The organism is Halostagnicola kamekurae, assembly GCF_900116205.1.
Lineage (GTDB): Archaea > Halobacteriota > Halobacteria > Halobacteriales > Natrialbaceae > Halostagnicola > Halostagnicola kamekurae.
In genome coordinates, this window is sequence record NZ_FOZS01000002.1 from 430,667 (window position 1) to 445,974 (window position 15,308).

Here is a 15,308-nt window from a genome sequence, read left to right on the forward strand (position 1 = left end):
ACAGCCCTGAAAGCCCCCTTTCGATCCCACCCGCCGCAGCCTCATCCTCCCCAACCGCGGCGGTTCACTCCGTTCGCGGATCGCTCCGCTCGCCGCTCACTGGTCGAGGGCTTCACTTCGTTCAGCCCTCACCGTTCACCGCCGCCCTCGCACGGCTTCGGCGGGCCGCGAGCGGCTCGCCAGCGCGCACCATTACATTATGAGGTGGTACTCGAGACGCGGTTCGGCTGTCACTCGAGTCGCGCCCGCAGATCCGCGATCGCGTCGCTGTAGGCCTCGTGGGCTCGCTCGAAGTTCGCCGGCTCTTGGACCATGCCGAAGAAGCCGTGGATCATGTCGTCGTAGTTGTGGTAGGTGACGGGAACGCCCGCGGCCTCGAGCCGGTCGGCGTAGGCCGCCCCGTCGTCCCGGAGCGGGTCGAAGCCGGCGGTGAGGATCGTCGCGGGCGGGAGCCCGGAGAGGTCGGCCGCGCGTCGGGGTGTTGCGTAGACGTTCCCCCGCTGAACGTCGTCCGCGAGGTAGTGGTCCTCGAACCAGGCCATCTCCTCGGCGGTCAGGAAGTAGCCCTCGCCGTTTTCCTCGTAGGACTCGGTTTCGGTTGCGTCGCCCGTCACGGGGTAGATCAGCAGCTGTGCCGCGATATCGGGACCGTCTCTGTCTCGAGCGAGCAGCGCGGTCGCCGCGGCGAGATTACCCCCGGCGCTGTCGCCCGCGAGGGCGATCCGGTCGCTGTCGGCCGCGATGCCGCCTCCCGCCTCGGCGGTGTCGCGGTCGCAGGTGGCGGCTTCGGCCCACTCGAGGGCGGCGTAACAGTCTCGCAGCCCGGCGGGGAACGGGTGTTCCGGCGCGAGCCGATAGTCGACGCTGGCGACCGGATAGCCCGACTCGTCGGCGAGCTTTCGACAGCTTCCGTCGTGGGTGTCGACGCTGCCGATGACCCAACCGCCGCCGTGGAAGTACAGAATCAGCGGTCGATCGGGATCGGGATCTTGGCTCGGCTCGTAGAGCCGGATCGGGACCTCGCCGTCCGGGGCGTCGATACTGCGGTCCTCGACCGCGGGAAGCTCGACGGCCGGGTCGCCGCCCCCGAGCATCGTCGTGAATTGCTCTCGAGCCATTTCGGGTGTGATCTCGCTGAAATCCGGTGTGTCGAGCGATTCGTAGACCTCGAGAAACGCCCGCACGTCGGGGTGTGGTTCCTCGGCTCGAGACGCTGCGCGTGAGTCGCCGTCGCGAGAAGGTGTCATGAGACTGTATACTTCGAACCGGGCCAAAAAGCTACGGTCGACGGAAATCCGGTCGACGAGTCAAATCGCACCGCCGTCGTCGCCACCGCGGTCGGTCGCGTTTCACACCGCTTATTTCGCCTCGGGTCACTGCTACGAGCATGACCAACCAGGACCTCATCGAGGCGCTACGGGCGGCCGATGCAGTTCGGTTCGGCGAGTTCGAACTCTCCCACGGCGGGACCAGCGAGTACTACGTCGACAAGTACCTCTTCGAGACCGATCCCGACTGTCTCGAGGCCATCTCCGAGGCATTCGCCGACCGACTCGGGGCCGACGACAAACTCGGCGGCGTCGCGCTCGGCGGCGTTCCGCTGGCCGCCGCGACGAGCGTCGCCGCGGGCGTTCCATACGTCATCGCGCGAAAGCAGCGCAAGGACTACGGCACCGCGAACCTCGTCGAGGGCCGACTCGATGACGGCGAGGAAGTCGTCGTCGTCGAGGACATCGTCACGACGGGAACGAGCCTCGTCGACGCCGTCGAGGCGCTCCGGGACGCGGGCGCGGCGGTCGAGCGGGCGCTCGTCGTCGTCGACCGGGAGGAAGGCGGCCGGGAGACCGTCGAGGACGCCGGCGTCGAGATGGAGTCGCTCGTGACCGCGAGCGAGTTGTTGGCCAATAAAAATCAGTAACAACCCTTCGACGACGCAGCCGTATCGTTTATTACAGGCGGTTTCCTGACACTACTCGTGAAATTCGTCGCCGCAGAGTACGATGAGACAGGACGTGGAGTGGAGGCGGAGCTAACCGTGTGGGATCGTCTCAAGCGGTGTTTTACGGCCGACGATATCGGTGTCTGCTATTATCGATTTCCAATTGTCGACCAGCAGAACAATGATCTCGATCGGGAGGCTGATTTCGTCGTTCTTCATCGTAAGTATGGCCTCGTTGTGATCGAGTGTAAGGGATACAAGATCGATCACATCCGCTCAATCGAGGGCGCAAAATGGACACTTTCTGGAATCAGTCAGGATACAGCTGCTCCGTACTCACAGGCACGAGATCACGGGTTCCGACTACGTTCTCCGATGATGCGAGAACGATCACTGGTCGACGAGCGGGGAAACTGTGACATCGTAATGACACCGATAGTCGCACTTCCAAACGTGACTCGAGCGGAGTGGAAGCGACGCGGGTTTGACACTCTTCCATCAACGCCCCGTGTGATCTTGCAGGACGATCTCTCGAAGGTCGCACTTCGAGATGTGTTCGAATCACTTCCGGGCGACGATGTTCTTACTCGATCACAGTACGAAGACGCACGGGCTGTTCTCGGCGGCGGCCAGGCAATCAGTGGCGAACGGGGTCCAGTGTTGGCAGACAGGGATACGAAGGCAGGACTCTACGAAACCGTCGAAAAGGGATTGAAACGATTCGACGACCGACAGGAAGAGATCGGAGTTCAGATCCCCGATGGTCCCCAGCAGATTCGCGGCATTGCGGGTTCGGGTAAAACTGCACTGCTAGCACGAAAGGCGGCCGCAATGCATGTGAAACACCCCAACTGGAAAATAGCGGTGACGTTCAATACCCGCAGTCTTTATCAGACGATTCGGGATTCGATACGGAACTTCTACGCTGATTTTGGCGGTAAGGAACCCGACTGGGACCGTCTCGAAGTCCTTCATGGGTGGGGAGGGAAGCGTGAACACGGCATGTACTACAAAATCGCGCAGGATGCCGGTGTTTCTCCGCATCATGTTGGTTCGGCTCAGGATGCATTTGGTGATGGAAGCCCCGGAGAATTACTCGAATCCTGTTGTCAGCAACTCGTTGACGATGCGCCAATCCAGGAGCGTTATGATGCAATCCTTATCGATGAAGCACAGGATATGGAACCATCTTTTTATAAAATGTGTTATGAAGCGTTAAAACCACCAAAACGGCTCATCTGGGCATATGACGAGGCACAGAACCTCACGAGCCTCTCTGCGCCAAGCCCAAAGCGGATCTTTGGAACGAACCATGCTGGTGAACCGGCAGTCGATCTGAGCGGCTCGTATACAGGCGGTATTCAAAAGAGCCAGATTATGCGAAAATCGTATCGAACGCCACGGTCCGTGTTGTTGCTGGCCCATGGTTTCGGAATGGGACTAACGAGCGACCGCGGTGCCGTGCAGGCAATTACCACACAGGAGGGCTGGGAGGACATCGGTTACGAAGTACTCGAGGGCGACTTCCGTCGAACGGGTGAACCAGTATCCATCCGTCGCCCACAGGTACACTCGCCACACCCACTCTCTGATGACCCGGAGGCAAAACCGTTCGTCGGATTCGATACGTTCGAGCGGAAAGAAGACGAATTGAACGCCGTTGCTGATGCCATTGCGGTAGACGTAAAAGAGCATGGACTCGAACCCGAACACGTCCTCGCGATCCCACTTGGCTCGATTACCGATATCCGATCGATCGGGCAGCGACTAACCGATCTGCTCGCAGAACGCTCTGTCGACGGCAATCTCGTTTGGGACGGCAACAAGAGCGTCTTCGCTGAACAGGGTGCAGTAACAATTTCCGGGATCAACCGTGCGAAAGGAAACGAAGCGGCGTCCGTCTACTTGCTAAATCTCGAGTACCTGGAGAACCCTTACTGGCACGATAACCGTGTTAGCCCGCGAAACGAGGCGTTCGTTGGTTTGACCCGAACTCGAGCGTGGTGCCAACTTACTGGAACTGGTAGCGGGAACGGAATATTCAGAGAACTCAACCAACTCATTACCGCTGTTACTGACGAAGACCCGGTGCTAACATTCCCTGCACCAAATCCGACCAATCTCGAGAACGAAATCGGAAATGACGAGACGATAGCAACGTCGTTCGACCAGTTCTAACGGACCAACACACCATCACAACGCTTTTATCCTGCTCGGGATAATCCGTATCTACGATGGTAGGTGTCCGCTTTACAGGGGCTTTCGCCCACTTCTAACCCTCACCTACCGCTCGCTGTGTCGGCCTCACCTCACAGCAGAGCGGCACACGCGGATGCCCGACCGAACTTCTCGCAGTTACGGAAGTTCACCAGTCAACAATAGCCACAGCCATGTCAGAACCAGATCCACAATCACAGTCATCGGAACAGATCAGCGTCGTACTACCGGACGGGTCGGAACTCGAGGTCGACGCCGGCGCGACGGTCGAGGACTGCGCCTACGAGATCGGCCCCGGACTCGGCCGGGACACGGTCGCCGGAAAACTCGACGGCGACCTCGTCGCCAAGGAGGAACCTGCCTACGACGGCGCGGCACTCGAGATCATCACCGAGGGATCGGACGAGTCCCTCCGGGTCATGCGCCACTCGGCGGCCCACTGTCTCGCACAGGCGGTCGAACGGCTCTACGACGAGCCGAAACTCGCCATCGGCCCGCCGACGGACGACGGCTTTTACTACGACTTCGACGACCTCGACGTCGACGAATCGGACTTAGCGGAGATCGAGGCGGAGATGGAGGCAATCGTCGACGCGGACTACGAGATCGAACGCGAGGAAGTCTCAGTCGAGGAGGCCCGAGAACGGCTTGCCGACCAGCCCTACAAACTCGAGCTCCTCTCCGAACTCGCCGAGGAGGGCGAGCGTGTCACTTTCTACAGTCAGGGCGAGTGGGAGGACCTCTGTGCCGGCCCCCACGTCGAGTCGACGGGCGAGATCGGCGCGGTGAAACTGCTCGAGATCGCGGGCGCGTACTGGCGCGGCGACGAGGAGAACCCGATGCAGACCCGCATCTACGGCACCGCCTTCGAGGACGAGTCCGACCTCGAGGCGTACTTACAGCGCCTCGAGGAGGCCGAAGAGCGCGACCACCGCAAGATCGGCAACGAGATGAACCTCTTCTCGATTCAGGACGTGACCGGCCCCGGCCTGCCGCTGTATCACCCGCCGGGGAAGACGATCCTGCGAGAGCTCGAGTCCTTCGTCGAAGACCTCAACGAGGACGCGGGCTACGACTACGTCGAGACGCCCCACGTCTTCAAGACGGACCTCTGGCACCGCTCGGGCCATTACGAGAACTACGAGGACGACATGTTCATCTTCGACGTGGGCGACGACGAGTTCGGCCTGAAGCCGATGAACTGTCCCGGCCACGCCGCCATCTTTCAGGACCAGTCCTGGAGTTATCGCGACATGCCGATCCGGTACGCGGAGAACGGGAAGGTGTATCGCAAGGAACAACGGGGCGAACTCTCCGGCCTGTCTCGCGTCTGGGCGTTCACCATCGACGACGGTCACCTGTTCGTCGAACCGGAAGGGATCGAACACGAGGTCGAGACGGTCATCGACATGATCACGGACGTCCTCGAGACGTTCGACCTCGAGTACGAGATGGCGCTTGCAACGCGTCCCGAAAAGAGCGTCGGCAGCGACGAAATCTGGGAGAAAGCCCAGTCTCAGCTCCGGTCGGTGCTTGAGCACCGAAACCTCGAGTACGACGTCGAGGAGGGCGACGGCGCGTTCTACGGCCCGAAGATCGACTTCGCGTTCGAGGACGCCATCGGCCGTCACTGGGACGGCCCGACGGTCCAGCTCGATTTCAACATGCCCGAGCGGTTCGACCTCTCCTACGTCGGCGAGGACAACGAGGAACACCGCCCGGTCATGATCCATCGGGCCCTCTACGGCTCGTACGAGCGCTTTTTCATGATGCTCATCGAGCACTACGAGGGCAACTTCCCGCTCTGGCTCGCCCCCGAACAGGTTCGCGTGCTTCCGATTTCGGATTCGAATCTCGGCTACGCCCACCGCGTCGCCAACGAGTTCGACGAGTTCCGCGTCGAGGTCGACGACCGGGACTCGACGCTCGAGCGGAAGATCCGCGCGGCCCACGACGACCGGGTCCCCTACCAGATCATCGTCGGCGACGACGAGGAGGAAGACGGGAACATCTCGGTTCGCGACCGCTTCGAGGACCAGGAGTACGACGTCGATGTCGACGCGTTCCGGGCCCACCTCGAGGCCGAACGCGGCGAGCAGCGGACGGAGCCGGATTTCCTGCAGGACGAGTAGCGTCCCAGGCCGTACTGCAGCGACGACCTCGATCTGAATCTATGTGCGCGCGATCAACAGCTGTGTACTTCATCCCTGTATGTCATACCACCATCATAATCATAGTAAAGATCGATTTTGCGTGACACACTCGGATGCGGTGGACACTCCGGTTCGGCAGGGATTGAGACGACGCCGTTTTCACCGTCGTCGGTCCGGTACTCGATAGTGCGTACCTCATCGGGGATCGGATCAGAGGTGAACTCGTGACTTTTCGTCACTTCCCACTCGTCTTCGTAGATCACTGTGCCGTTCTTCGCTCTGGCTGTAAATTCGAACGTCGTCGTCTCGTTCTCGTAATACGAATTGATAATCGTGATTCGGGCTTTGTTCTCGTATTTGTACTCCTCGTCACGAAGCACGTCCAGACAGCCGCCGGCCGTCGTGGATCCAACCACCAGTACTGTCCCGAGAAACTCACGCCGACGGTACGGTTTGGTATCAGTCATAGGCACCCAGTTGGTTGTCTCACAGTGCGCCTATCGGTCATTGTTAGTGGTGGTTTCCGAACGCAAATATACGTGTTGAAATAGATAACTGATTGAGACTAATTATTGACCGGGGCCACCGATTACAGTACGTCTTCGGCCCGAATTTCGAACGTATCTCGTTCAGTGTCGTCCTCGCCTCGAGTTTGCTGGAACCGCTGATACGCTTCGAATCGCTCCGAATTCGGCGAGATACTGAACGATGGCGGATACCCGATAGATATTCCGGTTTCGTCCGTGTTCCTTTCCAAACGTACGTGAATATGGCAGAAAGCCGCGTATACTCGACGAATTCAGGTCCTTTTTCGAGCATGATTCCAGTCGTCGCAACCGGCGTCCGATCTGTTTCATCACCGGTTAGACCGTTATCGTATGCCATGTGGTATCCGTCAACCGCGATACTGGTCATCCCGAGTATCCGCAGGCGACTATTACGCCGTCGACTTGGGAGGTCGCGACAGACTCGCCCACCGCACGGGAACCACTCACGTTCGTGATGGTCCACTACGGATATTCAATCAAAATACACATATTTGTGGGATCGTGCATATCGGTATGAACAGAGCCGAGAAAGCCGCTCTCCAGTTGCGCGCCGTCGACGTGTTGTGTATGCTCAAGGAAACCCGCACCTACGACGAACTCGAGGCCAAGACGGGCCTCCCCGCGGGCGATCTCAACCGGTACGTCAACGGCCACGTCCTGCCGGGGACCGATCGCGCTCGGGCGGTCGTCGAAGATCTCGGGAAGGACGCGATCGCCGAAGAACTCGAGGCGCGGATCCGCGTGGACGAGGAGGGATACGTCGACAACTCCGGCGTGGTCTTCGACCAGCCGTTTTTGAACCTCGCAGCGCCCGTCGTCGCCGACAGCTTCGGGTTCGATCGACCGGACGTGGTTCTGACGGCCGCCACCGACGGAATCACGCTCGCGGCGTCGTTGGCGAGCTACTACGGAACGCGGTGTGCCTACGCGAAGAAACGAAAGGAGACGGCCGTCGAGGAGTTCATCGAGGCCCGCGAACGCCTCGATTCGGGCATCGAGATCACCTACTACCTGCCCGAATCGTCGATCGACGAGGGCGAGTCGGTGCTGGTCGTCGACGATCTCATCCGCTCGGGCGAAACCCAAGAACTGCTGCTCGACATCGTCGAAACCGCCGGGGCGGAAGTCGCGGGCGTGTTCGCGCTGATCGCGGCCGGTGACGACGGCATTCGCCGGGTTCGCGGCCGGACCGAGGCAGTCGTCGACGCGCTGACCTCCGTCCACGCGTGAGGGGCTCGGTCGACTCCCACTCCCGGAGTCCCACCTGGGAATAAACAACATGATGAATCATTAGGTTTATGTGGTTCCCCGCAGACTGTGGAGGTACGACAATGACGAAGACAGTTATCCTCGGCGTGATCGGCTCCGACGCCCACGTCGTCGGCATCACGATCCTCGAGCAGGCGCTGAACGCTGCCGGATTCGACGTCGTCAACCTCGGCGTCCAGAGCTCCCAACAGGAGTTCGTCGACGCGGCAACGGATCACGACGCCGAAGCTGTACTCGTCTCGTCGCTGTACGGCCACGCCGAGCAGGACTGTCAGGGCTTTCACGAACTGGTCGCCGAGGCGGACCTCGAGGACGTGACGACCTACATCGGCGGCAATCTCTCCGTCGGTCAGACCGATTTCGAGGAGACTCGAGAGAAGTTCCGCGCGATGGGGTTCGATCGCGTCTTCAACTCCGAAACCGACCCGGAAGATGCGATCGAGGCGCTGCGTGCCGATCTCGATATCCGGCCGCCCGAATCCGAACGCGAAGGAAGCCGAACCGTCTCGGTGTAGAGTCACTGGAGAATCCGCTGTCGACTGCGTTCGCGTCGAGACACCGTTTTCAACGCGTCTCCGTCCTTACCTGACGATCGTTACGGGAACCGGCGAGCGCCGCGCGACGGTTTCGGCGACGCTTCCAAGCAGGATCCGACTCGCGCCGGTCCGGCCGTGGCTTCCGACGACGATCTGATCGGCGTCGTGTTCTTCGACGTAGTCGACGATCGACCGCGAGATGCCGCCGATGACGCGGTCCGTATCGATCTCGACGCCGCGGTCGGCGGCGAGGTCGACCGCGTCCTCGAGGATCCGGTCTGCCTGCTGTTCGTGGCGCTCGTAGATCTGTTCGTAGTTGGCCATCGCGCCGCCGTCGACGCCGGTCGCCGCGTAGAAGTCCCCGGGATCGAGGACGTGCAGCGCCGTGATCTCGGCGTCGGGAAACTCGTCGACGGCGAACTCGAGTGCGTCGACCGAACGATCCGAGTCGTCAATCGGGACGACGATACGTTTGGACATACGCGAGAGAACGCACGGGACCCAAATAAGTGTCGACCTGAATTCTCGCCCGGTGGGTAGATTCGAAACGACGCCGCACGTCGCGTCGCTCGTTCCTGAAATAGGCTCGAGGGTAGGTCGTGGCTCGAGGATTGCGTCGTGATAGAGGGCAGCGGCGCGACTCGAAATCGGCGGCGCGACTCGAAGGCGGCATCGACAGGAGGGAATCGTCCACAGAGAGAATCGTCTGCCGGAAAGCGTCGTCTGCAACGAGAAATCTCGAAAAGCGCCCGCGACGGTTACTTCGCGCCGCCGCGACCGCCGTTGTTCGACGGGCGGACCTTCTCCGCGCCCTTGCCGCGAGTGTTGAGACCGCGGTTCGACGAGCCGGCGTTAGTGAGACCGCGGAACGCGCGGTTCGTGTGGTCGTCGTCGCAGATCCAACTGAGGTCGTCGTCGTTCTCGATCGCCGGGTGGTTCGGATCGATGAGGATCGCTTCGAACCACTTCTGGCTGCCGTCTTCCCCGACCCAGTAGCTGTTGAGCACCCGCAGGTTGGGGTACTTTCGGGAGACGCGCTCTTCGCCCATCCGCTGGATGTTCTTGCGGCGACCGATCCGGTTGACGCCCTGGCGTTTCGTTCGTCGACCGGCCTTGTGTCGCTGCTTTCGGGCGGTTCCCTTTCGGACCGAGACGCGCGCGAGGACGACCCCCTGCTTGGCCTTGTAGCCGAGTTCGCGCGCCTTGTCCAGTCGCGTCGGGCGATCGATCCGCTCGATCGCGCCCTGCTCGCGCCAGTCCTGCTTGCGCTGCCACTGCAGTTCGCCGAGCTTTCCGTCGCCCGGGTTCTTCCATGCCTCCTTGATGTGGGAGTAGAAGCTTCGTGCCATTGTGTACCTGCGGGCGTTTCCTGGTTCAGAACTCGAGTCGATTCTCGCGTTCCACATCCCGACCTGTGACGTGCGTCGAACAGGTGCCCGCTGTCGCCCGCGGACCAGCGAGTCGTCTGCAACTATCCAACTTGCGAGTATAAGGGCTTCGAACCGACACGGGACGTGCGACCCACTGAACTGCGAGTCGCGGGCTCGAGTCACGCGTCCGCGTTCGAAGAAATCAGTCGACGAAGTCGATGTCTTCTTCCTCTGCGCCCTCCGGCTGGACGGCCTCGCCGTTGGGCCGGCCGTAGATCTGGGGCGATTCGACGCCGGTCACGACGATCATGGTTCGCATGCTGCCCTCGAGGCTCTCGTCGATCGAGGTCCCCCAGATGATGCGCGCGTCGGGGTCGATCCGGTCGTAGATCTCCTCGACGACGCCTTCGGCTTCTTCGATCGACATGTCGTTGCCGCCGGTGACGTTGACGAGCGCGGAGCTCGCTCCGGAAATATCGACGTCGAGCAGCGGCGAGCGCAGCGCGGTCTTGACCGAGTCCTCGGCCTTGGCTTCGGAGTCGGCCTCGCCGAGGCCGATCATCGCGACGCCGCCCCGTTCCATCACGGTGCGAACGTCGGCGAAGTCCAGGTTGACGAGCCCGGGTTTCGTGATGAGTTCCGTGATGCCCTTGACCGAGCGCATCAGGACCTCGTCGCTGACCTTGAACGCCTGTTTGACCGGCAGTTTGCCGACCGAATCGAGCAGGCGGTCGTTGGGGACGACGATGACCGTATCGGAAACGTCTCGAAGCCGCTCGAGGCCGGCTTCGGCGTTCGTTCGTCGGACTTCTCCCTCGGCGGTAAACGGCGTCGTGACGATCGAAATCGTGAGCGCGCCGGACTCTCGAGCCGCCTTCGCGACGACGGGAGCCGAACCGGTCCCGGTTCCGCCGCCCAGTCCCGCCGTGACGAACACCATGTCGGAGCCGTCGATCGCGTCGTAGATGTCCTGCTGGCTCTCGAGGGCGGCCTCTTCGCCGACCTGCGGGAGCGAGCCGGCTCCGCGGCCGCCGGTCTTTTGCTCGCCCATCAGGATCTTCGTATCTGCGTCGATTTCGACGAGGTGCTGGACGTCGGTGTTTGCCGCAACCAGTTTCGCGCCGTGGATTCCCTCCTCCCCCATTCGATTGACGGTGTTGCCGCCAGCGCCGCCACAGCCGACGACCGTAATATCAGTCTGGAGATCGTCGAGTACGTCGAGCAGTTCGTCGTCGGTCATCGTCCCCGAAGTATTGGCGTCGACGGATTCGGCCTCGTCGGGGAGATGATCAGGCTCCCCGCCCTCGGCCTCGTCGATAGCATCGTCGATTATAGAGTCCATCCTTGCCCTTGACTTAAGGACGGAGCATAATTACCTTTCCCCTACACGTCAGCCGTCTGTCTGACGCAGTAATCCGTCGTTACCTATCGCGTCGCTGATCGAGAAAGCGTCGCCTCAGTCGCGCTGTAGGGACATCGTACCGTCAGCGTACTCGAGTTACACCGGGAAGCGATCTGTTCGGTCAGTGCGAACTTCTTCAGGATTGATATCTTTCCCGTCGACGGTCACCGACGAGCCGTTCGCGAGCGCGCCGAACTTGGGCCCCTCCGGCACGCCGGCCTCGGCGGCGAGGTCCGGATCGAACGCGCGTTCCTCGGCGACGACCGCGTCGTCCTCGAGTCGAACCCGATCGTACTTCTCCTCGAGCACCTCGGCGAGCGAGTCGATCAGCGCCGGCGGGACCGTCTGCGACGGGACGGCCGCGGTCGAGCCGACTCGGCTTCCCCCGTTCTCGGTCGTGAACGCGACGGTGTTCGCCTCCACGCACCGTCGGACGCGCTCCGGATCGATGCTTTCGGCGGTATCGAGCAACGCCGTTGGGAGATCGACGACCGAGAACGCCTCGCCGTTCGCGTCGCCGTCTTCGCTGCCATTTCCGCAGCCGTCCTCGAGCGCTCCCTGCCTGTCGCCGAACCGGACTCCTTCCTCGACAGAGCCGAGTTCCGATTCGATCGCGCGGACGAGTTCGAGCGGCCGGTCGCCGACCTCTTGGAGCCACGTTTCGCTGACGATCTCGTAGCCCAACTCCTCGATGACGCGCTCGAGATCCGGCCACGTTCCCTCGAGGACGGCCAGGTCGGCCCCGCTGGCGTCGAAGGCGGCTTCGATCACGTCCTGGTGATGGTCGGGATCACCCATATCCTCGAGCGCCCACGCCGAGGCGATGTGGCCGACCGCCCACGGAGTTCCCTCGACAATGCGCTGATAGCGCGGGACGTAGTGGTTGCCGCCAAAGCCGACGACCTGTCGCTCGCGGTGGGGCGTGACGCCGCGCCGGTTGGTTCCGGAGCCTTCGGCGTCCCCGAGTTCGAGGATCGCTCGAGCGACGGCGCGGGCTCCGTCGGGGTCGTTCCACTGGGGTTCGTCGCTGCCAAGTTCGGCGAACAGCGACGGACAGCCGACGTCCGTCGGTCCGTGGTGGGTACACTCCATGCCAACATCGTACTCTGCCGGAGCGTGCGTCTCGAACGCCTCGAGCAATCGCGCGAGCGCGTTCGGCGCTGTCTCGGCCAGCGCGTGGTCGTCGCCCCCGAACTCGGCGGGGCCGAAGTTCCCCGTGAAGTGGCCCGTCAGCAGCGCCCCGGTGTCGCCAGCGTGGCGCGAGGCGAACACGAGCAGGTCAGGATCGCCGTCGAAGGCGTCTGCGGGTCGCTCGAGGTCGATGTGTAGCTCGTCGAACGAACGCAGTTCGAAGCCGTCGGTCCGGTAGTAGGTGCCGCCGCCGTCTTCGTCCGGTCGGTCGTCGTCGATCAGTTCCGTCCAGTCGGCGCACTCACGGAGGTGCTGACAGATGTGCTCCGAGGCGCTGTCGGCTCGGCTTTCGACGATCGCGATCACGAACTGGTCTCAGGCTCGAGACGACGAATAGGCTACGTTTTTGATGCGTCCGGAGTCGACGATCTTCCGGGTGAGAAGCTACGTTACTGAATTTCTATGTATAAAATTCCCAATCAGCGACGCTGTGCATACCGCAAATCCAATCCACCCGAGAATTTCACTCCAGTCGCGGAACATAACATCATGTTGGTGGGAGAATAGAGCGAATAGTATCATCGCGATCCCGTACAACATCAGGGAATCTATTTCTTTCATTGACTCCCAATTACTTCAGAGAGTGAAAAGTTATTCTTTTTATACTACCTACTCGCCGAGATACTGCCGGTTCATCGGTTTTCGATCGTTGTTCTGTGCTGAACCAGAACGGATTACTGCAGGAGAACAGGACCAAATCACTGCGCCAGGAAGTAGATGAACCCGGCGTATCCGGCGACGAGCACGAATCCGTCGAGTCGCGTGAGTTTCCGCCCGTAGCTCATCATCGCGACCAACACGAGGGTGAAAACGATGAGCGCGGGAAATTCGAACTGGATCGTGCTCGTCGCGATCTGAATCGGCGTGATGAGCGCGACGATGCCGAGGACGGCCAACACGTTGTAGATGTTCGACCCGACGACGTTGCCGATCGCGAACTCGGTCTCGCCTCGAGCCGCGCCGATCGCCGAGGCCGCCAGTTCGGGCAGCGAGGTCCCGATGGCGAGCACCGTCAACCCGATGAACAGCTCCGAAAACCCGAAGGCAAACAGGAGTTCCGTCCCGCCCTCGATGAGCCACTGCGAGCCGACGACGAGCGTAATCAGTCCGACGAGGACTAACGCGACGTCTTTGAGCGCGATCCCGTCTCCTGCGCCGGGCTCGTCGACCGCCGGCGTCTGATCGGCGTTCGTCGTGTGAACGAGATAGACGGTGAAGCCGGCGAGGACCGCGATCAGGAGCGCCCCCTCGAGCCGGCCGATGACTCCGTCCAGTCCGATGCCGACGAGCAAGACGGCGGCCAGGACCATGAACGGGACGTGTCGCTTCATCGCGACCTCGCTGACCGAGAGCGGCTTGATCAGGGCGGAGACGCCCAGGACCAGCCCGATGTTCGCGACGTTCGACCCGAGGACGGTCCCGAGCCCGATGTCGGTCGAGACGTCGAACACCCCGGTGATCGCCACGAAGAGTTCGGGAGCGGTGGTCGCGAACGCGATGACGGTCACGCCGACCGTCGCGGCCCGGAGGCCGACTCCGAGCGCGAGTCGGCCCGCGCCGGCGACCAGTAGTTCGGCACCGGCGTAGAGGGCAACGATACCGACGACGAGTAGGGCGATCGGGACGAGAAGCTCCGAACCGGCGGGCATACCTCCGGCTTCTCAAGAATCCCGTATAAGCCGTCCGAAATGCGACTGGTCCGACCGCCAGAAGAGCGACTGGTCCGGCGGTGCGGTGTCTTTTGGATGGGACAGCGCCGTTAGCGACTGTCAGACGACGGACGCGCCGAAGTCACACCCGTTATATCCCCGCCGTCACGAGAGTTGGTATGCACGTCTTCGGTCTCATCGGCAACCCGGTCGGCCACTCGCTCTCGCCGCCCATGCACGAGGCGGCCTACGACGACCTCGACCTCGAGGGGCGATACGTCACCTTCGAACCCGACCCGAACGAACTCGAAACCGCGATCGACGGCGCGGACGCACTCGGCGTCCGCGGGCTGAACGTGACGATCCCGTTCAAACGGGACGTCCTCGATCTCGTCGAACCGGACGACCTCGCGAGTCGCATCGGGGCCGTCAACACGATCGACTTCTCCGGAGCGACGCCGACGGGCCACAACACGGACGCCGTCGGCGCGATCAGGGCGCTCCGGGACCACGACGTCGCCCTCGAGGGCGCTCGAGCGGTGGTCGTCGGCGCCGGCGGCGCGGGACGCGCGATCGCGTTCGGACTGGCCGACGCCGGCGCGACCGTCGACATCGCGAACCGCACGGAGTCGACCGCTCGCGAATTGGCCGAGTCGGTTTCGGGTGCGACCGGCCACGGACTCGACGCGCTCGGCGATCTGCTTTCGAACGCCGACATCCTGATCAACGCCACGAGCGTCGGGATGGAGTCCGACGAGTCGCCGGTGCCGGCCGACGCGCTCCACGGCGAGCTGGCGGTCATGGACGCCGTCTACCGGCCGCTCGAGACGAGGCTCCTCCGGGATTCGGAAGCCGTCGGCGCGACGACGATCGATGGCGGGTGGATGCTCCTCTACCAAGGCGTCGAAGCGCTCGAGATCTGGACCGGCGAGGACGCTCCCGTCGCGGCGATGAACGAGGCGCTTCGTCGCCGCCTGTCGGTAGATTTCACTCCCTAGATCGAACGGGTTTAAGTGAGCGAGTCAACAATGATC

General features: G+C 62.1%; 13 protein-coding genes. 6 read left to right on the forward strand and 7 right to left on the reverse strand.

Going from position 1 to position 15,308, the window contains the following annotated elements:
* Positions 1 to 230: 230 nt before the first annotated feature.
* Positions 231 to 1,247, reverse strand: a complete 1,017-nt coding sequence (locus BM348_RS09990; protein ID WP_092904495.1) for an alpha/beta hydrolase — start codon at positions 1,245 to 1,247, stop codon at positions 231 to 233.
* Positions 1,248 to 1,387: 140 nt separating this feature from the next.
* Here BM348_RS09990 and pyrE point away from each other — a divergent pair, with 140 nt between their 5' ends.
* The 3 genes from pyrE to thrS all read left to right on the forward strand — a co-directional run bounded on the left by pyrE (position 1,388) and on the right by thrS (position 6,288).
* Positions 1,388 to 1,918: an orotate phosphoribosyltransferase gene (gene pyrE / locus BM348_RS09995; RefSeq protein WP_092904497.1), complete on the forward strand. Its 531-nt coding sequence runs from the start codon at positions 1,388 to 1,390 to the stop codon at positions 1,916 to 1,918.
* Positions 1,919 to 1,975: 57 nt separating this feature from the next.
* Positions 1,976 to 4,117 carry an NERD domain-containing protein gene (locus BM348_RS10000; RefSeq protein WP_092904499.1) on the forward strand — a complete coding sequence of 714 codons (2,142 nt, stop codon included), beginning with the start codon at positions 1,976 to 1,978 and terminating at the stop codon, positions 4,115 to 4,117.
* Between the two features lie 212 nt (positions 4,118 to 4,329).
* Entirely contained in the window at positions 4,330 to 6,288 is a 1,959-nt protein-coding gene (gene thrS, locus BM348_RS10005; RefSeq protein WP_092904501.1) for a threonine--tRNA ligase, read from the forward strand.
* A 53-nt stretch (positions 6,289 to 6,341) separates the two neighbouring features.
* Here the strand turns inward: thrS and BM348_RS10010 are convergent, their stop codons facing one another.
* Positions 6,342 to 6,776, reverse strand: a complete 435-nt coding sequence (locus tag BM348_RS10010) for a hypothetical protein (RefSeq protein ID WP_245779431.1) — start codon at positions 6,774 to 6,776, stop codon at positions 6,342 to 6,344.
* A gap of 594 nt (positions 6,777 to 7,370) precedes the next feature.
* On the opposite strand from BM348_RS10010, the gene BM348_RS10015 reads away from it, so the two are divergent.
* Both BM348_RS10015 and glmS read left to right on the forward strand, forming a co-directional pair.
* Positions 7,371 to 8,087 carry a phosphoribosyltransferase family protein gene (locus tag BM348_RS10015; RefSeq protein WP_092904503.1) on the forward strand — a complete coding sequence of 239 codons (717 nt, stop codon included), beginning with the start codon at positions 7,371 to 7,373 and terminating at the stop codon, positions 8,085 to 8,087.
* 101 nt (positions 8,088 to 8,188) lie between these two features.
* A complete protein-coding gene (gene glmS / locus BM348_RS10020; RefSeq protein WP_092904505.1) occupies positions 8,189 to 8,641 on the forward strand; it encodes a methylaspartate mutase subunit S in 453 nt (150 codons plus the stop codon).
* Between the two features lie 66 nt (positions 8,642 to 8,707).
* Here glmS and BM348_RS10025 read toward each other — a convergent pair whose 3' ends face one another.
* The 5 genes from BM348_RS10025 to BM348_RS10045 form a co-directional block, all read right to left on the reverse strand.
* Complete coding sequence (locus BM348_RS10025; RefSeq protein ID WP_092904507.1) at positions 8,708 to 9,142, reverse strand: universal stress protein; 435 nt, start codon at positions 9,140 to 9,142, stop codon at positions 8,708 to 8,710.
* A 278-nt stretch (positions 9,143 to 9,420) separates the two neighbouring features.
* Positions 9,421 to 10,011, reverse strand: coding sequence for a 50S ribosomal protein L15e (locus tag BM348_RS10030; protein WP_092904509.1), 591 nt, complete (start codon positions 10,009 to 10,011; stop codon positions 9,421 to 9,423).
* Between the two features lie 223 nt (positions 10,012 to 10,234).
* Positions 10,235 to 11,374, reverse strand: coding sequence for a cell division protein FtsZ (gene ftsZ / locus BM348_RS10035; protein WP_092904511.1), 1,140 nt, complete (start codon positions 11,372 to 11,374; stop codon positions 10,235 to 10,237).
* Between the two features lie 156 nt (positions 11,375 to 11,530).
* Positions 11,531 to 12,931 carry a D-aminoacyl-tRNA deacylase gene (locus BM348_RS10040; RefSeq protein ID WP_092904513.1) on the reverse strand — a complete coding sequence of 467 codons (1,401 nt, stop codon included), beginning with the start codon at positions 12,929 to 12,931 and terminating at the stop codon, positions 11,531 to 11,533.
* 392 nt (positions 12,932 to 13,323) lie between these two features.
* Complete coding sequence (locus BM348_RS10045) at positions 13,324 to 14,274, reverse strand: calcium/sodium antiporter (RefSeq protein WP_092904515.1); 951 nt, start codon at positions 14,272 to 14,274, stop codon at positions 13,324 to 13,326.
* A 179-nt stretch (positions 14,275 to 14,453) separates the two neighbouring features.
* Here BM348_RS10045 and BM348_RS10050 point away from each other — a divergent pair, with 179 nt between their 5' ends.
* A complete protein-coding gene (locus BM348_RS10050; protein ID WP_092904517.1) occupies positions 14,454 to 15,272 on the forward strand; it encodes a shikimate dehydrogenase in 819 nt (272 codons plus the stop codon).
* Positions 15,273 to 15,308: the final 36 nt, after the last annotated feature.